The sequence below is a fragment of the Gynuella sp. genome (assembly GCF_050297175.1).
Lineage (GTDB): Bacteria > Pseudomonadota > Gammaproteobacteria > Pseudomonadales > Natronospirillaceae > Gynuella.
The window spans coordinates 138,876-158,709 of sequence record NZ_JBNKSF010000017.1 but is presented as its reverse complement, the minus strand read 5'-3'; the positions used below and the strand labels follow the sequence as shown (position 1 = coordinate 158,709).

Genomic DNA, 19,834 nt, shown 5'->3' with positions numbered 1-19,834 from the left:
AGTTAAGGCCGATCAAGTTTTGGAACTGTCACTTTCTGACCGAGATCCATGACGGAATCATGCATCAATTGCAGAACGTATGACGCGTTGTGCATATAAGCGCCATGATCTTTCAGTGCAAACTGATAGTTATAAGCCGCTTTAGCGAGTCTTGGCGTCCAGTGGCTGTAACCATTCTTGCGATTGGCCTCATCTTCATCAACTTTACCGTTGGCATTCAGGTCATTGAAAAAGTAGGGGTAGGTGTGTACGTCATACGCAATTTCGCTGCCAACCACATCTGTCGCATAACGTGTCATGGCACTGAGCAGCAACTCTTCCAGTCCCTGCACTTCGTACTTGATGCCCTCTTCAGTATTACCATCGCCATCGAAGTCACCTTTCAGATCGCGAATATTAGCAAAGTCATCCTTGGTGACGACCGATTCATGGCAATCCTGACAACCCAGAGGATCGATTTTCAGCGTATGGTTATTGTGACAATCGTTACACTGAGTGGACATTTCATCATGAAAATAGAAGCCAGCATACTTCTGTCCGGAATACTGATAACCACCGTGGACTTCAGCACCAAAACGAGTCGCTCCTGCGGCGCTGTAGTGGATATTCAGAAATTTCAGTTTATCGGAGGTAGTATCGTCGGTCACCGCCGCTTCCTGAACCATTTTATCAACAGCGATACCGGAAGAACGGCCCTGATGGCAGTCCATGCATCGAGCGTCTGGTTCAAAACGTTCCACTTCAATTCCAGATGGAAACAAAACCGCTTCTTTGTGCAACGTCGCGGTATTGTGGCAAGCGACACAGGCAACACCTTCTTCTATCGGTGCATCTTTTTCAACCGTTCCTACGGCACTGCCATCCACTCCCAGAAAATCAAGGTGTCCTGTGGTGGAATGGCATCCGGCGCAGTCTTTGGAGACGACACCTTCATCATTCCAATGGCTGAAAGGCTCAGCTTCAAAATCGGCATGGGGGGAACTCTGCCAGTCTTCCAGAAAAGGAATCTCAGGCAGCTTATGCTCTGCAGTTCGGGCAAAAAAGGATACAGCAACCAGAACAGTGAATACGGCAGTCAGGCATAAGGAACGTTTAGTATGCATCATACAACAGTCCTCATTTGGTAATTGTAATAATCTCCGGCGACTACTCGATCAGGGAAACCGGGTACTGCTTATATTTAGTCTATTTATAAAGACAATACCACCCTGGAAATATATCGTTTTCTGTGGCAGGTCAATGTGTTTGAAAATAAAACGCTGTCATTGTCTTGGCCAGTATAAAAATGTATCAGTCTCTTTGAAACCGTCTTCTGTTTCAGCAGAAGCAACTCAGACGGTCAAAATGGTCGATAACCATAAAAACGTAGTCTGACTTTAGCCATATGCCTATCGGTCACCTGATGATCATCTAAAAAACAGTCGTTACCATATTTACATATTGAGTCTGAATAACAGACTTGATAACACACCTGATCGGAGAAAAAGTCAGTTTATAGCTGTTTCAGCCTTGATTTTCTCTGTCTGATCCAATTGCCTGTTTATGACTTATATGACACCAGTAACGACATTTACTGCTAGCATTTTAGTGGGGGTTTCACTTTACAACGACATCGCTGTTACTATCCTGTCATATTTCTGCAAGATAATCTTCCTGGATATTCCGTATTTGGAACAGAACACCTTATCTGGTCCTGATGATACTCATAATAAGAGGAGTCACCATGAAAGTATCTCGACGCCAATTTGTGAAAGGTTCTCTTGCGGCCGGTATCGCCGCAACTTCTCCGTTTTATATAAACCGTGCCATGGCTGCATCCAAAGAGCTACGCATTTATGCCTGGGCCGGTTATATCACTGATGAAATGCTCAAAGACTTTAAAACCAAGACTGGCATCCATGCAACGTTCACACCTTATGGCACGAATGATGAATTGATGAATTCTCTACGTGCCACCGATGGCACTGGTTTCGACATTATTATGCCAACCGTTGACCGGGTTCCCGGTTATCTGGACTTCAATCTGATTCAACCATTGGATACCACCCGAATTAACTGGAACGGTTGTCTGGACAGTGCAATGAGCGGTTCAGAAGTTGGTGGTGTCATTAATGGCAAGCGCTATTTTGCACCGTCGGATTGGGGTACCGAGGCCATTTGCTACAACACAGAAGAAGCCACGGTCGACCCCAAAAACCTGAGTTATGGTGACTTGTGGAAACCTGAACACAACGGCGGTGTCGCAGTTCGCGGCCATTCTGCGCTCGTAGGGATCGGCCTTTGGTTGGAACAGCAGGGCAAGTTACCGTATCCATTGCTGGATTCTTATAAAAACGAGAAAGCCATGCGTGCCAACTTTGACGTCATCCTGAAAGTTGCAGCAGAGCACAAGGGCATGATCGCGCAATTCTGGTCAACGGAAAATGAAGCCCAGGGCGCGTTTCGCACCAATGGTGCCATCATTGGTCAAACCTGGGACAGCACTGCCTTTAAATTGCAATCTGAAGGCGAACCCATCGCCTACGGCGCTCCTAAAGAGGGCGCACTGGCATGGATGGAAGGTTTTGTGATTCCCAAGAATGCGAACAATGTTGATGCAGTCTATGAGTTTATAAACTGGTATTACACACCCGAAGCCGGTGCCATGTTCGTAAAATCCACCGGATACAACTCCACCTCCAAAGGTGCCGAAGCACTGTTACCGGAAGCCACGAAAAAATTCTTCAGCAGCTCTTATTCCGAAAAAGATCTCGCCAGTCTGTGGTGGTGGCCGATTCAGGAGCCTTGGTACGTTGCTCTGCGTAATGAATATCAGGACCGTTTTCTGTCTGCCTGAACCCTGTCCCGAACCCCTGGGATACTCCTCAGGGGGCTTTTCATGGAATGCAATATTCCGTCAATTATAGGTTATAACGTCTAATGGATAGCAGTATTCATCTTGACAACATTGTCATGCAGTTTGGCGAATTCACCGCCGTACAACAATTGGATTTGAAAATTGAATCCGGAGAGTTTTTTAGTTTTCTCGGGCCGTCGGGGTGTGGCAAAACCACGATTTTAAATATGATCAGCGGTTTTCTTCAGCCCACTCAGGGAAATGTTTATATTGGCGACAGGAACATGCAGGGCGTTCCGGCCAACAAACGGCCGACCTCCATGATTTTTCAGAACCTGGCACTGTTTCCTTTGATGAGTGTTGCCGAAAATATCGAATTCGGACTTGAAGTCAGAGGGATCAAAAAGGCTGAACGAAGAAAAACGTCAAACCGACTGTTGGAATTGGTGGACCTGGCTGGTAGTGATAATAAGAAAATATCCGAGCTATCCGGCGGACAAAAACAGCGTATCGCGATTGCCCGTGCCCTGGCAGTGGAACCTCAGGTATTGCTGCTCGATGAACCACTTTCCGCTCTCGATCTCAAGCTACGCCAACACATGCGCAACGAACTAAAAGAGTTACAGCGCAAAACCGGCATCACCTTTATTTATATCACTCACGATCAGGGCGAAGCACTCACCATGTCTGACAGGGTTGCAGTGATGTCCGCAGGAAAATTGCAACAGGTAGCGGATCCAATTACGCTGTATCGTCAACCACAAACCATTTTTACCGCTGGATTCGTTGGTGAAAATAATGCCATTCAGGGGCAGGTGACAGATATGAATGCTCAGTTCGTCACCCTCGACTGTCGTGAGCTTGGCTTGTTACAGGGACGTAATCCCGGCAATCTGAATCGCGGTGATAACGCAACATTGTTTATTCGTCCGGAACATATATCTCTCGATTATGAGCGGCATGCCAATCAATTCCGAGCCAGTATTGAAGAAGTCAACTTCGAAGGTTCATATCTGACATTGGTAGCCATGGCAAACGATCACATCAAACTCACAGTGCAGATCAGCTCTGATCAGTATCTGGCCTCGATGGTACCCCACAGTGAAATTAGGTTATCGTTTAATTCAGCCGAAGCTATTGTGATCTCGGGAGGTAATGATGTTTAGTCAACTGAGAAGCCGTTTCGGCAGTGCTCTGGCGATCGGCATTATTCTGATGATTGTCATCTGGCTGATCGGCATGGTGATTCTGCCGCAGGTTCTGATGATTGATTATTCTTTTCGCCCGAACCTGTTACCGGCAGAACTTGGAGGCCCTAAAGACCATTATTCGCTGATCAACTATCAAACCCTGTTCAATAACAAAATTCATTTATCCATTTTTTTTAAAACCATTTGGTCAAGCGTATCCGTTACCTTACTAACATTACTACTCTGTTATCCACTGGCGTTTTATCTGGCCAAAGTCGCGACGCCTGGACAGGCTGCGATTTGCATGTTGCTGCTGATTATTCCGTTCTGGATAAATGAAATTTTACGAACATTTTCCTGGTACATTATTCTGGCCTATAAAGGGCCATTGAATGCGCTGCTACAGGCAATGGGTTTGACCGAACGACCGATCCGCTTTTTAAGTGGCAACGGCGGAGTCATGATCGGCATGGTCTACGCTTATATTCTGTTTATGGTTTTCCCGATTTATAACGGTATCGAAAGTCTCGATAACAATCAGATCAAAGCCGCCAGAAATCTGGGTGCGGGTTGGCTTCGCACTCACTTTCGGGTTGTCATTCCCCACGCCAAACCCGGTATCGCCACCGGCTGCATCATGACATTTATGCTGGCGGCCGGCAGCTACGCAGTACCGGCTCTGCTCGGATCTCCCGGCAGCCGCTGGTTTACCCAAATCATCTATAACTGGTTCTTTGAAGGTGGCAACTGGAATCAGGGTGCTGCATATGCATTTCTGCTGTTGCTGATTTGCATCGGTTTTATCGCTCTGATCATGCGGATTTTCAGGGTAGGGTTGGGGGATATCGCCCGATGAGCAGTCAATCCATACTGCGCTGGAGCGTACGGTTTTATATTGGTTTTTTCTTTCTCTATTTGTTTATGCCGCTAATCATTATGGGGTTGGCAACGTTTAACGATAGTCGCTTTCCAACAATTTCCCCATGGAAAGGTTTCACCTTGAAATGGTTTCAGGCACTCGCTCAGGATGGTGCTATGTGGCAGGCATTGCTGACCAGTCTGCTCGTGGCTCTAGGAGTACTGTTACTGGCCTTACCAATTGGTATCAGCTGTGCCCTGTTTCTTTCCAGCGTCAACGGTCGTGCCAAGACGTTTCTGTATTCCCTGATGATGTCGCCATTACTGACACCGGGTGTCATTATTGGCATATCGACGTTAATCTTCTGGCGCAGTCTGTCTGTTAATGGCGGGATGTTTTTAACTGTCGTGGCGCAAACGAGCTTTATCAGTGCCTATGTCATGTTGATGATGCTGGCACGGTTACAACGATTTGATCGAACACTGGAACAGGCAGCATTAAGCCTGGGAGCCACACAGTGGCAGACCTTCCGACGCATTCTGTTGCCTTATTTACGACCCACCATGTTTTCCTCTGCCGTGTTGACCTTTCTACAGTCATTCGAAAACTACAATACGACGTTGTTTGTTAAAGGATATGACACCACGCTAACAGTCTATATTGCCTCAAAAGTACGAACAGGCCTGACGCCTGCAGTGAATGCTCTAGGCCTGACATTGATCGTCATAACCGTTTTGTTTGCGGTTGTATATGAGTTGAAACGGCGGTACGAGAAGAGTATCTGACAAGGGCAAATGAAAAGCGCCTGACCCACAGGGAAAGGCGCTTTTTATATCAGATGGTGAGTTGGCTCTGGTTGAAAATCAATACAAACCTGATTCCCGATGAGATCGTCAATCAGATCATTTCGATCGGTTTGATTGCCAGGCTAACAGGCATTTTTGCGTTTTGGGCGCAAGTGCCTTTCTGCGCCATCCTGCTGATTCCCAAACTTCGTTATTATTCAGCGGCCCGGATTCTTACATGCTGGTCACGATATACAAGCAACTCTGATCAACTGATTAAGCTGACATTCAGCCCCATGCAAAAGTATCGCAGTTGCTGGTTACTTGAGCTGAGTGGCAGATATAAACTGCGGCTCACGACTGGCTCCGATACTTTCCAACTTCACCAGATACTGCTGCCAGAGTGATGCCTGATCGCGACATAAATGCGCCAGATATTTCCAGTCATACAAGCCACTGTCGTGGCCATCACTGAACACAATTTTAAGCGCGTAGTTACCGGAAGGTTGAATATCCAGAATCTGTACCTGGCTCTTGCCCACCTGCAATTTTTCCTGACCGATACCATGACCACGAACCTCAGCAGAAGGTGAGTGCACCCGCAAGAACTCTGCACTCAGAGAATTGTGAGTACCATCGTCAAAGGCCAATTCCAGCATCTGGGATTTTTTATGAAAATGTACCTGGGTGGGGAGAATCATTGTAAGTACCACTCCATTTGAAAGCGGATAGTTTAGTCTTTGAGTAGTGATCAATCCAGAACGTCTTGATCACCAATGTCAGCCCATAAAAAAAGAGCCTTACGGCTCTTTTCTCAGCGTATTATTAACCTGTTATAAGCCAGATTAATAAGTTACTTCAACAATCCGACAGCCGCTTCGACAACCGCTTCTTTGGTAATACCAAAGTACTGGTACAGTTCTCCAGCCGGTGCCGACTCACCAAATGTTGTCATGCCAATGATCACGCCATCAAGGCCGGCAAACTTGTACCAGTAATCCTTGATACCAGCTTCCACAACCACACGGGCACGAACAGCTGACGGTAATACAGCTTCTTTGTAAGCAGCGTCCTGGGCTTCGAAGACTTCGGGGCTTGGCATGGATACCACCCGAACTTTCTTACCTTGTTCGGCCAGTTCCGCAGCCGCATCAACGATCAGGCCAACTTCTGAACCGGTGGCCAGCAGGATAACCTCCGGAGTACCGTCACAGTCTTTCAGGATGTAGGCACCACGGGCAATCGCAGCAATCTGTTCATCAGTACGCGCCTGGTGTGGCAGATTCTGACGGGAGAATATCAGTGCGCTTGGTCCATCTTTACGCATCACAGCCATCTTCCAGGCAACAGCAGATTCAACCGCGTCGCATGGACGCCAGCTCTGCATCCGCGGTGTGGTACGCAGGTTAGCCATCTGTTCAACCGGCTGGTGAGTCGGCCCGTCTTCTCCCAGACCGATAGAGTCATGGGTGTAAACGAAGATGGAGCGCAGCTTCATGATCGCAGCCATACGTACCGCATTACGGGCATATTCCATGAACATCAGGAAGGTCGCGCCGTAAGGCACCAGACCACCATGCAAAGCAACACCGTTCATGATTGCGCTCATACCGAATTCACGCACACCGTAGTGTACATAGTTGCCCGCCGCATCATCTGTGACCGATACGGAACCGCTCCACATGGTCAGGTTGGAAGGTGCAAGGTCAGCAGAACCACCCAGCAGTTCCGGTAACACTTTGCCAAATGCTTCCAGGCTGTTCTGAGAAGCTTTACGGCTGGCAATGGTTTCACCTTTCTGAGCAATTTCAGCAATGATGGCATCGGCCTGCGCGTTAAAATCTGCCGGTAATTCACCCGCCATACGGCGTTTGAATTCTGCTGCTTCGGCCGGGAAGGCAGTTTCGTATGCAGCAAACGTATCATTCCAGGCAGCCTCGGCTGTGGCACCTTTTTCAGTGGCATCCCAGGCACTCTTGATGTCTTCTGGAATCACAAACGGTTCATGCTGCCATCCCAGGTTTTCACGGGTTAGTTTGATTTCACCGTCGCCCAGTGGTGCACCGTGAGATTCTTCTTTGCCTTGTTTGTTGGGAGAGCCATAACCAATCAATGTTTTACACATGATCAGAGTCGGACGCTCAGTCTCATTGCGGGCAGTCGTCAGGGCCTGTTTGATTTCTTCAGGGTCATGACCGTTTACACGTGGAATGACCTGCCAGCCATAGGCTTCGAAACGCTTTTGCGTATCGTCGGTAAACCAACCATCCACTTCACCGTCAATGGAAATGCCATTGTCGTCATAAAATGCAATCAGTTTACCTAAACCCAAAGTGCCGGCCAGCGAACAGACTTCGTGGGAAATACCTTCCATCATGCAACCATCGCCCATAAAAGCGTAGGTATGATGATCCACAATTTCATGTCCGGGTTTGTTGAACTGTGCCGCCAGAGTCTTTTCAGCCAGCGCCATACCCACCGCATTGGCAACACCCTGACCCAGAGGGCCAGTCGTGGTTTCAACACCGGGGGCGTAACCATATTCCGGGTGACCCGGAGTCTTGGAGTGCAGTTGCCGGAAATTTTTCAACTCTTCGATAGGAAGCTCATAGCCTGTCAGATGTAACAGCGAATACAACAGCATAGAGCCATGCCCATTGGATAACACAAACCGATCACGGTTAGCCCAATGAGGATTCTTTGGATTGTGAATTAGATAATCATTCCAGAGTACTTCAGCGATATCCGCCATTCCCATGGGAGCTCCAGGGTGGCCGGATTTGGCCTTTTGTACAGCGTCCATACTAAGAGCGCGAATAGCATTCGCCAAGACTGAGCGAGAAGGCATTGAAAGGTCCTCGGTATTTGCATTTGAAGTGAACGAACGAAGGGATTTCCGGCCATCCACGAAAAATTGGGAAGCATATTCTTACTTATGATTACCTAAGGGTAAAGCAACTCACTGCAAAACAGCTGATTTCCCTCATAAATTCAAGAAAAAATACCTGCATTAAAAAGACATAATCTATATCAAAATATTTTGATATAGACGTTGAAACTGCCCGGAACGACTGCTAGAGTTCCGTCCATGATGAACGCCAGCTTTGAACAACTCGCCACGCTGCTGAAAGCGGCGGCTGATCCGATCCGGTTGATAACCCTGAAAGTCCTTCAGGACAGTAGTTATGGGGTTCTGGAACTCAGTGAGATATGCGGGATGAAGCAGTCTGGCATGAGTCATCACCTAAAGGTTCTGGCCAGTGCCGGATGGCTGGAGACCCGCAAGGAAGGTAACAGTATCTTTTATCGACGCTCACTGCTGACCGGTACACATCAGGCACTGCTGGCGCAAACCTGGTTGGCCCTGGAGCAGCTGGAGCTGCCACTGGAAGTCCGGCAAAGAGCGGAAAAAGTACATCAGGGGCGGATTGAAGCCGCCAGGGAATTTTTCAATAAACATGCGCATCAGTTTAAAAAGCATCAGGATCTGATCGCTGAATTCGAGAGTTACGATGCGACGGTGCGGCAGTTATTGCAGTCTGCACAGTACCAGCATCGACGCCTGGCCATTGAAATCGGACCAGGTGCCGGTGAGTTTTTGAGTACCCTGAGTCGCAGTTTTGATCAGGTACTGGCGATTGATATTTCCGCCGACATGCTGTCCAAGGCACAACAGCGTTGTGAGCAGCAACGGCTGGACAATGTCACTCTGATACAGGGCGAAATCAGTGGACTGGATCAAAATACGCCATTGGCGGATACGATCATCTACAACATGGTATTGCACCATGTGCCTGATCCGGCCAGAGAACTACGGCTGAGTGCTGAAAGTCTGGCGCCATCGGGATGTCTGCTGATTACCGAATTGTGTCAACACGATCAGACCTGGGCTAAAGAAAATTGTGGTGATCTCTGGCTCGGATTTGAAGAAAACGAACTGGTGCACTGGGCCCGATCCAGTCACCTGGTACATAGACAAACCATCTACGTGGGTCTTCGAAATGGCTTTCAGATACAGTGTCTGCTGTTTCAAAAACCAGAAGCCGCGTAAACAGTTTAATGAAGGAAAAAGCCAATGAGTGAATATTCCCTGTTTACCTCCGAATCCGTTTCTGAAGGCCATCCTGACAAGATGGCGGATCAGATTTCCGATGCCATCCTGGATGCCATCATCAAAGACGATCCCAATTCCCGTGTTGCCGTTGAGACACTGGTAAAAACCGGTATGGCCGTGATTGCCGGTGAAGTTCGTACCAATACTTATGTCGATCTGGAAGACATTGTACGTCGCGTGATTCTGGATATCGGCTACGATAGCTCTGATGTTGGTTTCGATGGTGCCAGCTGTGCAGTACTGAACGCTATTGGCAAGCAGTCCGGCGACATCGCCATGGGTGTGGATGAAGCAGAAAGTAAAGATCTGGGTGCCGGTGACCAGGGTTTGATGTTCGGCTATGCCAGCAACGAAACCGATGTATTGATGCCAGCTCCAATTTATTTCTCTCACCGTCTGGTTGAGCGGCAGGCGCAATTGCGTAAAAGCAAGGTATTGCCCTGGCTGCGTCCGGATGCAAAATCCCAGGTAACATTGCGTTATGAAGGCAACAAACCAGTCGCTGTAGACGCCGTGGTATTGTCCACTCAGCATTCTCCTGAAGTATCACAAGCCGATATTCAGGAAGCTATTATGGAAGAGGTGATCAAACACGTATTACCGGCAGAATGGCTACATAAAGATACCCGTTACCATATTAACCCAACCGGCCAGTTCATCATCGGTGGACCAGTCGGTGACTGCGGTCTGACCGGACGTAAGATCATTGTTGATACTTACGGTGGCATGGCCCGTCACGGTGGTGGTGCATTCTCAGGTAAAGATCCTTCCAAAGTGGATCGCTCTGCGGCATATGCCGGTCGCTATGTGGCCAAAAACATTGTCGCCGCTGGTCTGGCAGATCGTTGCGAAATTCAGGTCTCCTATGCGATTGGTGTTGCTGAACCAACCTCTATTTCCATCAATACTTTCGGTACCAATACCATTGAAGAAGCCAGAATCGCTGAGTTGGTACGCGAACATTTCGATCTGCGCCCACAGGGCATCATCGACATGTTGAACCTGCGTCGCCCCATTTATCGCCCCACAGCATCTTATGGTCACTTTGGCCGGACCGGCGAAGACTTCACCTGGGAACAGACAGATAAAGCGGAAGCATTGAAGGCCGCTGCCACTCTTTAACCCGTTATTCACTGATTATCCGGCCGGTTAATGACCGGCCTAGCGAGGAACCATGTCAGTACAAGCAAACACCGATTTTACGGACTACAAAGTTAGCGATATTTCCCTGGCCGAATGGGGTCGTAAGGAAATAGAAATCGCCGAAAGCGAAATGCCGGCATTGATGGCATTACGGACCAAATACAGCAAAGAACAGCCCCTGGCAGGTGCCAAAATTATGGGCTGCATCCACATGACTATCCAGACTGCCGTTTTGATTGAAACTCTGGTGGCACTGGGCGCGGAGGTTCGCTGGTCATCCTGTAATATTTTCTCCACTCAGGATCACGCTGCGGCCGCCATCGCAGCAGCCGGTATTCCGGTCTTCGCCTGGAAAGGTGAAACGGAAGAAGAATTCTGGTGGTGTATCGAGCAGACCATCAAAGCTCAGAAAGACAGCGATCAACTGTGGGATGCCAACATGGTACTCGACGACGGTGGTGACCTGACTCTGGTATTGCACCAGAAATATCCTCAGCTGCTGGATCAGATCCACGGTATTTCCGAAGAGACCACCACCGGTGTGCACCGCTTGCTGGAAATGCTTGCCAAAGGCGAACTGAAAGTTCCGTCTATTAACGTCAACGACTCCGTAACCAAATCCAAAAATGACAACAAATACGGCTGCCGTCATTCTCTCAATGACGCCATTAAGCGCGGTGTGGATCATTTACTGGCAGGTAAAAAAGCATTGGTTGTTGGTTATGGTGACGTGGGTAAAGGCTCAGCAGCGTCTCTGCGTCAGGAAGGTATGATCGTTAAGGTCAGCGAAGTTGATCCGATCTGTGCGATGCAGGCGTGTATGGATGGTTTCGAAGTTGTCTCTCCATATGTCAATGGCGTCAATACCGGTGAAGACAATTGCGTCAATGCAGGATTGTTAGAAAACACCGATCTGATTGTGACCACCACCGGCAATACTAATGTCTGTGACGCACCAATGCTTAAGGCACTTAAGAAAGGTGCGGTTGTCTGTAACATCGGTCATTTCGACAACGAAATCGACACTGCCTTTATGCGGAAAAACTGGAAATGGGAAGAAGTAAAACCTCAGGTTCACCAGATTTATCGCAGTGAGACTAAAGATGACTTCCTGATTCTGCTCAGTGAAGGTCGCCTGGTGAATCTGGGTAATGCCACAGGCCACCCGAGCCGGATTATGGATGGTTCTTTCGCCAACCAGGTGCTGGCACAGATGTATTTATTCGAGCGTAAATTTGCCGATCTTCCAGCTGATAAAAAAGCAGAATCTTTGTACGTGAAAGTACTGCCTAAAAAGCTGGATGAAGAAGTTGCCGCTGAGATGGTAAAAGGTTTCGGTGGGGTCATCACCCAGCTGACCGCTGAACAGGCTGACTATATTGGCGTTGCCAAAGAAGGTCCATTCAAGCCGGAAGAATACAAATACTGATATTTGACCGGGTCCGCCTGCGGACCCGTTAACACGGAGTCCGCATACGATGTCCATCTCAACCCCAGTGAGTTTTGAGTTTTTTCCTCCCAAGACAGAAGAGGGTAGGGAAAAACTGTTGACCACGCACGCAACCCTGTCAGAACAGACACCAGAGTTCTTTTCCGTTACCTACGGTGCTGGTGGTTCCACTCAGGAACGCACTATTAATACGGTGATTGAACTCAATAACAAAGGCATCTGTACAGCCCCTCATATTTCGTGCATTGGCGCCAGTCAGGAAAAAATCACCGAACTGCTGGATCTGTACAAAGCCAACGGCATCAAACGCCTCGTGGCACTACGCGGCGACCTGCCATCGGGCATGGGTGCTACCAATGGTGATTTCCATTATGCGTCCGATCTGGTGGCGTTCATTCGTGAGCGGTATCAGGATCAGTTTCATATCGAAGTGGCGGCGTATCCGGAAATGCATCCCCAGGCAACCGACTTCAATACCGACCTGCGTAATTTTATGACCAAAGTCAACGCGGGTGCCAGCAGCGCAATTACCCAGTATTTCTACAACCCTGATGCCTATTCTTTCTTTGTGGATCAGGTACGCGGGGCGGGTAGCGATATCGGCATTGTCCCTGGCATCATGCCAATCACCAATTACACCAATCTGGTACGCTTCAGCGATGGTTGTGGCGCCGAGATTCCACGTTGGGTCAAACGCAAACTGGAAGCTTATCGGGATGATGTCAAAGGATTGCAGGAATTTGGTGCGGATGTGGTTGCCGATTTGTGTCGTCATCTAATCGAAAGAGGCGCACCGGCACTGCATTTTTATTCAATGAATCAGAGTGAACCTACTTTAAAAATTCTCAATCGCTTATCCTGACGTCACCATTTTTCACTGACAATAAGTTGCGGTCAGATGCGTTCTGCCCGCAACCGAACCACATTCCACTCGATCCTGTGTAGATCCAAATTCTGTTGTCTATCAACTCAATAAACAGAAAAAAGCGGCTAAGTGACCTCTGAAAAATAGAAATGCTGTTGAACTAATCATAACCAGCGTACACAACATATATACCAGTATCAGATGAATTAAAGGACTCTACCGCGAGATAGTACGTACCGGCATACAAATATTCGACGATCGCAAAATTCTGATCTCGACCATTGTCATCTGCCGAGTTAATGATATCGCCATCACTGGCCATCAAATATCCATACGTATCAAGATCACCATCGGTGTAAAACCGATAATACCCGCTGTTATCAATCCTGATCTGAAATATATCCACGTCAGTCGGGTAATCAATTTCAGCAGCGATTGCATGGGAAAAGGGAAGTAGAGTAGCGTCATCAATTGAATTACCGATATCATCCCAGAAAGTATCTTCGTCGCTGTCTACATTAATAGTATAATTTCCATGTTCACCACTCAGTGAAAGATAATAGGTACCCGCACTAAGATAACGGATAAAACTGAAATTGTAGCCGTTATCATAGTGTCCGGAATCTGACGCAATCACGTCACCATTGGAAGACAGCAATTGGCCGGTAATATTGAGATGACTACTCGACCAGAAGTGATAGTAACCTTGACTGGCAATCACCAGCCTGAAAATATCTTTATCCCATTCGTCTTCAAATGAACCTGAATAACGGACGTTACCATGTGAGATGTCAAGATACGTGGCACTATGTATGGAATCACCTTCATGGTCGTCAACGATTTCGATATAACAACCCTGCAAACCAAACAACACGACCACAACAATCAACAGGCTTCTAACAATTGTTAACATGCTGTATTCCCTGAGTTTTTTTAACACTTGCTTTCACGCTGTGACCAAAAAACTTAGAGCAGCAGTGAAAACCGATTATTCAAGTCTATGAGCACGTTCCTTAATTTCCACAAAACGATAGAAATCATTATTACTGCCGCTCAGAATGCAAACTACGGTTTTACCACGGATTTCATCTTTGAGTTTTTCCAGTGCTGCTATACTCAGTGATCCGGCCAGCTCTGCAACAATCGCCTGCTCCTGATAAAGTTCAATCAACGCTTTACAGGCTTCACTTTCATGAACCGTCATGATGTGATCAATATTCTGTTGGCAGATTTTAAACCCCAACTCGCCAGCCTTCAGAGTTGCCGCTCCATCGACAAACGGGTCGATATCGTTCAACTGAATATTACGACCGGTCTTCAGCGAGGCACTCATGGCAGCAGCATTTTCCGGTTCCACACCCACGACTCTGGTATGAGGGGAAGAGGCTTTAAACACTGTCAACAAACCGGAAACAAGCCCACCTCCACCAATCGGCGAAAACAGATAATCAATGGAACTTTGGCTGTCTTCCAATATTTCCAACGCCATTGTTCCCTGACCACTGATCACATCAAAATCATCAAAGGGATGTATAAATGTAGCGTGGTTTTGTTGTTGAAAACGAATCGCCTGTTGATAAGACTCGTCAAAATTTTCGCCAACCAATACCACTCGAACCCAGTCTCCACCATGTTTTCTAACTTGGGAAACTTTTTGCGCTGGAGTGTTCCGTGGCATATATATCGTTGCTGGAATCTTAAGGTGAGAACAACTATAGGCCACGCCCTGAGAATGGTTCCCGGCACTGGCACAAACCACTCCGTTGGCCCGTTGTTCGCTGCTCAGTTGAATCATTTTATTGAGCGCACCACGCAATTTGAATGATCGGATAAGCTGTTGATCCTCACGCTTCAGAAGGATGTTCGCCTGATACTTTTGGCTCAGGTATTCACTGCGCTGTAGCGGGGTATGCTTAACCACATGATGAATCCGGTCTGTGGCCTGGAGGACATCAGTCAATGTAGGTAAGAGGGTTTCACTCTCCGATAAAGGTTCTGACGTTGTTATGCTCATAAGTCGATCTCACAAAAAAAGACCAAAAAAAAACCCGCCATTTGGCGGGTTCTTTTTTTTCGTTAAAAACAGGCTAGCCCACCGAAAGCCTCTCAGTGATGGACATAATCATAATAATCTGTGCTGCTTTTAATGAGGTCATATTGGTTGGCTGAAAATAAAATATCACGAATTTGCCGAAATCATTGAGCAACTCAGTAATAATGTCAAGCGCTCATTTTGATTCAAGTTTTTGCGCTTCCTGTTCCACCCGTAGATAAAACTGCGTGTTTTCCAACTGTTCAGCCGCAGCATTGTCGAGCACAATAGTCGCTTTTGGATGAAACTGTAATACGGATGCCGGACAGGATGCACTCACAGGTCCTTCGACCATTGCCTTTACCGCAGCCGCTTTATTCTCACCGGTAGCCAATAACAAAACCTGGCGCGATTCCATGATTGTTTCGATGCCCATAGTAATCGCCAGTTCCGGCTGAAATTCATCGGCACTGAAGAACCGTGCATTATCTTTTACCGTTTGCATGGTAAGTGTTTTGATACGGGTTCTGGAGCGCAGACTGGAACTGGGTTCATTGAAACCAATATGACCATTGGCTCCAATACCCAGCAGTTGAAGATCGACACCTTGATGATCACGAATAGCCTGCTCATATTGAGCGCACATGTGTTCCGGATCTGACGCCAGGCCATCGGGAACATGTGTGTTTTCTATACGAATATCCACTCGCTCAAATAGATGTTTTTGCATGAAACTGCGATAGCTCTGATCGTGATCAGGCGCCAGTCCAACATATTCATCAAGGTTAAAGCTAACGCATTGGGCTAATGAAACATCCCCCGCAGCCACAGCTTCCACCAACTTGTCATACAATTTCATGGGAGATGATCCGGTAGCCAGGCCCAGCACAGAATCAGGCTTGTTCTGGATCTGACGAATGATCAGTTGGGCACCATAAGCGGCGACATCATCACTATTGTTTAATATTACTATACGCATACTGCTTCTCCGATGCGGTGCTCCAGCAATTTTCCGTCTATCCAGGAATGGAGTACCGATTGCTTTTCGATATGTATCAAATTTGCGATATAGCCAGGCTTGATCCGGCCTAATACGTGACCCAGGGATATCGCTTCTGCGGGATATACGGATGCCATTCGCAGAGCTTCCTCCAGCTCCATATTCAGATTCTCAACGAGGTAATGAACGGCATCCATTAAAGTTATGGCAGAGCCAGCCAGCGTACCTTGCTGATTGACCAGCATGCCTTGTTTTTCTCGTATTACCTGTCCGTTCAGCATGAACTGTTTTTTATCAGTTCCGATTGTGCTCATGGCGTCTGATACCAGCAGCAGTTTTCCTTTTGGCTTACACCGCAGGGCTACTTCAATACTGTTTTTATGAACATGGAAACCATCCGCAATAATTCCCGCCCAGCATTGATCAGCAGCCAGGGCTGTGCCAAGCATGCCCGGCTCTCGCGCACTTTGCTGGGACATAGCATTGTACAAATGTGTAAATCCAGTCAGACCGGCTTTTATGGCAGCTCGAACCTGTTGATAACTGGCTTCACTGTGTCCTCCCCAAACGTGGTATCCCATTTGCCGGAGACTATGAATAAATTCACGATCAACCTGCTCAGGTGCCAGTGTCATGAGATGAACAGCCGGCCCGGCGGTGGCCAGTATTTCCAGGTCTTCGACACTGGGACTGCGAACAAAACGGGTATCATGAATGCCTCTACGGGCGGGGTTAAAAAAAGGCCCTTCGATATGAATACCCAAGATCTGACCAGGGTTCTGCTGGTGTGCCTTCTTCACTGCCCGGATACCACTTTCCACAACCTGAGGGGTATCACTGATCAATGTCGCCAAAATTGAGGTTGTACCAAACTGCCGGTGAGCATCGGCAATCTGAAATAGCGCCTCACTTTGTGTATGCTCGTTAAACAGCAGACCTCCTCCACCATTCACCTGCAGATCAATCAGACCCGCACAAATGAAACCGTCACGAAGTATGTGGTGAGGAATACCAGCGGGTACCTGGTTTACAGGGCAAAGCTGTTGGATGTTACCCGATTCAATGATCACCGCCTGGTCCGTCAGGAATGTTTCACCGGTAAAAATACGCGGCGCAGAGACAGCATGCATAAGTCAGACTTCCAGTTTTAATTCAGTGACCAGGTCGTATAAATCACCGCGAAAATAGCAGCGGGTAAATTCGACTGGTCGGTTATTGTGGTCAAAGGCCTTTCGTTCGAGGTAGAGAACAGCATCGCCAGGTGATATTTGGAGAAAGCTCGCTACCTGGGAATCGCAGTTCTGGGCAGCAATACTTTGCAGCGCCCGAACCGGCCGGGCCTGAAATCTTTCGAGCGCCTCGTATAAGGATTCATCGATACTGTCGAGACTTTCCAGCAACCGTGCCGGCGTGGCAGCCAGCTCAAACGCAATGGGAACATCGTTAGCGTTTCGTACCCGGGTCAACCGGAATATTTTTTCTCCAAAAGACAGATTAAGTGCCAGTGCTTCTTTGGGCGATGGCGCAACATGTTCACGGTTTACCCACAGAGAACTGGGTTTCATTCCCCGGGCATGCATGTCATCGGTAAAACTGTTCAGGACGGCCAGATTTTTCTGAATCGGAGGCGTTTTATTGGCCTTGATGATGGTACCCGCCCCCTGATGCTGCTCCAGCAACCCCTGATGTTCGAGGTTGTCGATGGCTTTGCGCAGAGTCACTCTGGAAACACCCAACGCGGCCGCAAGATCACGCTGCGGCATCAGAAAGTCGCCTTCTTTTAACAATCCTTCAGCAATGGCCAGCGTCAATGTTCGGGTCAGCTGCACGTACAAAGAACCGGAGTGATTTGGATTAGGCTTTAAGAATTCAATCAGCTTTTGCTGCTCTTTAGATGTCACCGTCATGCAGACACCCCCTCACTGGCCAGCAATAGTGCGCCACTTAATGGATCACCCACTGGTTCAACCAAATATTGCTGGAATTCCTCGGTTAAATAACGGCGGACAAACTCCGATAACCCTCCCAATAACGCGATGGGTTGGTGATTAAACGCATGCATGGAGGTTAATAACGAGCGAATGATATTCTGTTGCTCGGTAACGATTGTCAGTGCATGTCGGTCATCCTGTGCTGCGTATTCCACCACCCGGACCGCCAATTCAGCCATGTGCGCCGGAGACACCTGTTGAAAAGCCTGTACCATATGTTCTGCCCGATACCGATAGTCCACAGCCATGGCATGAGTCATCTCTGTATGAGGAATAATGCCGTCCAGCGCATCGATGGTCAGCTGATACAGTCGTAACCCCAGCCAGGCACCGCTGCCGGTATCCGCAAATGGAAATCCCCAACCGCTCCAGGACCGGGTTTGGTTCCCGGCAATAGACCAGCCACTGATGCCAGTCCCGATAATCAGAATACTGCCATCAGCACCTGCATGGGCACCCAGGCAGGCAACGTGGGAGTCGCTGACACACCGGGCTCTGGCGAACGGATGCTGCCACTGCTGCAGGAAATCGACAGCCGTCGGCATGGCACCCCCCGCCAATCCGATACCAGCATAGATCCGCTGCATTGCCTGACCGTCCAGACCAGCCTGTTCCAGTGCCTGATCGACCGCCTGCATGATGGATTCAAGGGTTCCATAAGGGTTGGAATACACATTGGCACTACCAGATAGCCCGTTGCCAATAATGGTTCCGGAGTGATCCGTCAGGCGCACACGGCAATGGGTGCCGCCGCCATCAATGCCTAGAAACAGAGGTTCATGAGTTGCCGTCATGGGTGCATACACCACTGAAATTGATTTGCTATGGCTTATTTAAAGACCAATACAATACCAATTGAAGCCAAAATGGGGGATAACTTTTATAAAATGAGTATCAGGCAAAATCTCAAATATGTGGATTGAAGCCAGAAAATTAGGATAAATAGCGAATCAATGACCTGATCAACAGGGTGTTATATGCTCAAAACCATATCTCTACACTGGTCTTTAGATGTATACCTTTCACATGCCAGTTTAATCCTTATGCCTGATTCAGGCGAATCAGGCGGCCATCCACTTACTGATCCACCCAATCCATGGTCTGAATGTTTTCCTTGTGGGCAAAACGGACAAAATGACTTTCGATGATATCTTTGGCTTTTTCCAGATCACTCTGCTGTTGCACCTGAATCTGTACATGCAGCGCATCCGGTTTTGCCAGCAGTTTGACGGGTCCGATCGGCAGTTTGCATTCGCCGCGCTCATCATCAAAAGAGACTTCAATACGATGCGCAAAATGCTTGCACAGTTTTTTGATATACAGGCTGGCAGATGGAGTGGGAACCGTTGCGGTGGTAATGAACATAGTCGTTTTCCTTATCAATCATCAAGACAGCAACAATATTGGGTTCACGGGTCTTTTTATTAAACGATAATTCATATCATTTACATTTATAAAATAATGAGATTGTCATTTCTGTCGCAGCCATCATTGCTGGCTCACAATGCCCATAAATCATTTGATGAAAAGTTCATCTACATGCTGTAATCCTGTCTTCAGCAGGCGGGA

General features: G+C 47.9%; 18 protein-coding genes. 8 read left to right on the top strand and 10 right to left on the bottom strand.

The annotated features are described in order from the left end of the window. Nucleotides 1–2 precede the first annotated feature (2 nt). Entirely contained in the window at nt 3–1,106 is a 1,104-nt protein-coding gene (locus ACQY6I_RS06945) for a hypothetical protein (RefSeq protein ID WP_428240745.1), read from the bottom strand. A gap of 617 nt (nt 1,107–1,723) precedes the next feature. On the opposite strand from ACQY6I_RS06945, the gene ACQY6I_RS06940 reads away from it, so the two are divergent. From ACQY6I_RS06940 to ACQY6I_RS06925, 4 genes are all read left to right on the top strand, one after another. After that, entirely contained in the window at nt 1,724–2,836 is a 1,113-nt protein-coding gene (locus ACQY6I_RS06940; RefSeq protein ID WP_428240744.1) for a substrate-binding domain-containing protein, read from the top strand. An 83-nt stretch (nt 2,837–2,919) separates the two neighbouring features. Further along, complete coding sequence (locus ACQY6I_RS06935) at nt 2,920–4,002, top strand: ABC transporter ATP-binding protein (RefSeq protein ID WP_428240743.1); 1,083 nt, start codon at nt 2,920–2,922, stop codon at nt 4,000–4,002. Then, entirely contained in the window at nt 3,995–4,882 is an 888-nt protein-coding gene (locus ACQY6I_RS06930; protein ID WP_428240742.1) for an ABC transporter permease, read from the top strand. Before ACQY6I_RS06935 ends, ACQY6I_RS06930 begins: the two co-directional genes overlap by 8 nt. Next, on the top strand, nt 4,879–5,670 hold the full coding sequence (locus ACQY6I_RS06925) for an ABC transporter permease (RefSeq protein ID WP_428240741.1): 792 nt from the start codon (nt 4,879–4,881) through the stop codon (nt 5,668–5,670). Before ACQY6I_RS06930 ends, ACQY6I_RS06925 begins: the two co-directional genes overlap by 4 nt. A 320-nt stretch (nt 5,671–5,990) precedes the next feature. Here ACQY6I_RS06925 and ACQY6I_RS06920 read toward each other — a convergent pair whose 3' ends face one another. Further along, nucleotides 5,991–6,371 carry a gamma-butyrobetaine hydroxylase-like domain-containing protein gene (locus ACQY6I_RS06920; protein ID WP_428240740.1) on the bottom strand — a complete coding sequence of 127 codons (381 nt, stop codon included), beginning with the start codon at nt 6,369–6,371 and terminating at the stop codon, nt 5,991–5,993. 152 nt (nt 6,372–6,523) lie between these two features. After that, the gene (gene tkt / locus ACQY6I_RS06915) at nt 6,524–8,518 is read right to left on the bottom strand and encodes a transketolase (RefSeq protein WP_428240739.1); all 1,995 of its coding nucleotides are present in this window, start codon (nt 8,516–8,518) and stop codon (nt 6,524–6,526) included. A gap of 240 nt (nt 8,519–8,758) precedes the next feature. Here tkt and ACQY6I_RS06910 point away from each other — a divergent pair, with 240 nt between their 5' ends. Genes ACQY6I_RS06910 through metF form a run of 4 tightly spaced genes read left to right on the top strand, consistent with a single transcriptional unit; the run spans nt 8,759 to nt 13,239 of the window. Next, the gene (locus ACQY6I_RS06910; RefSeq protein ID WP_428240738.1) at nt 8,759–9,721 is read left to right on the top strand and encodes a metalloregulator ArsR/SmtB family transcription factor; all 963 of its coding nucleotides are present in this window, start codon (nt 8,759–8,761) and stop codon (nt 9,719–9,721) included. 24 nt (nt 9,722–9,745) lie between these two features. Next, nucleotides 9,746–10,906, top strand: a complete 1,161-nt coding sequence (gene metK, locus ACQY6I_RS06905) for a methionine adenosyltransferase (RefSeq protein ID WP_428240737.1) — start codon at nt 9,746–9,748, stop codon at nt 10,904–10,906. 52 nt (nt 10,907–10,958) lie between these two features. After that, nucleotides 10,959–12,356 carry an adenosylhomocysteinase gene (ahcY, locus tag ACQY6I_RS06900; RefSeq protein ID WP_428240736.1) on the top strand — a complete coding sequence of 466 codons (1,398 nt, stop codon included), beginning with the start codon at nt 10,959–10,961 and terminating at the stop codon, nt 12,354–12,356. Between the two features lie 49 nt (nt 12,357–12,405). Continuing rightward, nucleotides 12,406–13,239, top strand: a complete 834-nt coding sequence (gene metF / locus ACQY6I_RS06895; protein ID WP_428240735.1) for a methylenetetrahydrofolate reductase [NAD(P)H] — start codon at nt 12,406–12,408, stop codon at nt 13,237–13,239. A 163-nt stretch (nt 13,240–13,402) separates the two neighbouring features. Here metF and ACQY6I_RS06890 read toward each other — a convergent pair whose 3' ends face one another. The 7 genes from ACQY6I_RS06890 to ACQY6I_RS06860 all read right to left on the bottom strand — a co-directional run bounded on the left by ACQY6I_RS06890 (nt 13,403) and on the right by ACQY6I_RS06860 (nt 19,630). Then, the gene (locus ACQY6I_RS06890; RefSeq protein ID WP_428240734.1) at nt 13,403–14,155 is read right to left on the bottom strand and encodes a hypothetical protein; all 753 of its coding nucleotides are present in this window, start codon (nt 14,153–14,155) and stop codon (nt 13,403–13,405) included. A gap of 75 nt (nt 14,156–14,230) precedes the next feature. Continuing rightward, entirely contained in the window at nt 14,231–15,256 is a 1,026-nt protein-coding gene (ilvA, locus tag ACQY6I_RS06885) for a threonine ammonia-lyase IlvA (RefSeq protein ID WP_428240733.1), read from the bottom strand. A gap of 214 nt (nt 15,257–15,470) precedes the next feature. Beyond that, a complete protein-coding gene (nagB, locus tag ACQY6I_RS06880; RefSeq protein ID WP_428240732.1) occupies nt 15,471–16,253 on the bottom strand; it encodes a glucosamine-6-phosphate deaminase in 783 nt (260 codons plus the stop codon). Beyond that, entirely contained in the window at nt 16,244–17,404 is a 1,161-nt protein-coding gene (nagA, locus tag ACQY6I_RS06875) for an N-acetylglucosamine-6-phosphate deacetylase (RefSeq protein WP_428240731.1), read from the bottom strand. The genes nagB and nagA overlap by 10 nt, the downstream gene beginning before the upstream one ends. A gap of 3 nt (nt 17,405–17,407) precedes the next feature. Continuing rightward, nucleotides 17,408–18,181, bottom strand: coding sequence for a GntR family transcriptional regulator (locus tag ACQY6I_RS06870; RefSeq protein WP_428240730.1), 774 nt, complete (start codon nt 18,179–18,181; stop codon nt 17,408–17,410). Beyond that, nucleotides 18,178–19,059 (bottom strand): BadF/BadG/BcrA/BcrD ATPase family protein, encoded by an 882-nt coding sequence (locus tag ACQY6I_RS06865; RefSeq protein ID WP_428240729.1) that lies wholly within the window; start codon nt 19,057–19,059, stop codon nt 18,178–18,180. Before ACQY6I_RS06865 ends, ACQY6I_RS06870 begins: the two co-directional genes overlap by 4 nt. Before the next feature lie 283 nt (nt 19,060–19,342). After that, nucleotides 19,343–19,630, bottom strand: a complete 288-nt coding sequence (locus tag ACQY6I_RS06860) for a DUF2218 domain-containing protein (protein WP_428240728.1) — start codon at nt 19,628–19,630, stop codon at nt 19,343–19,345. Nucleotides 19,631–19,834: the final 204 nt, after the last annotated feature.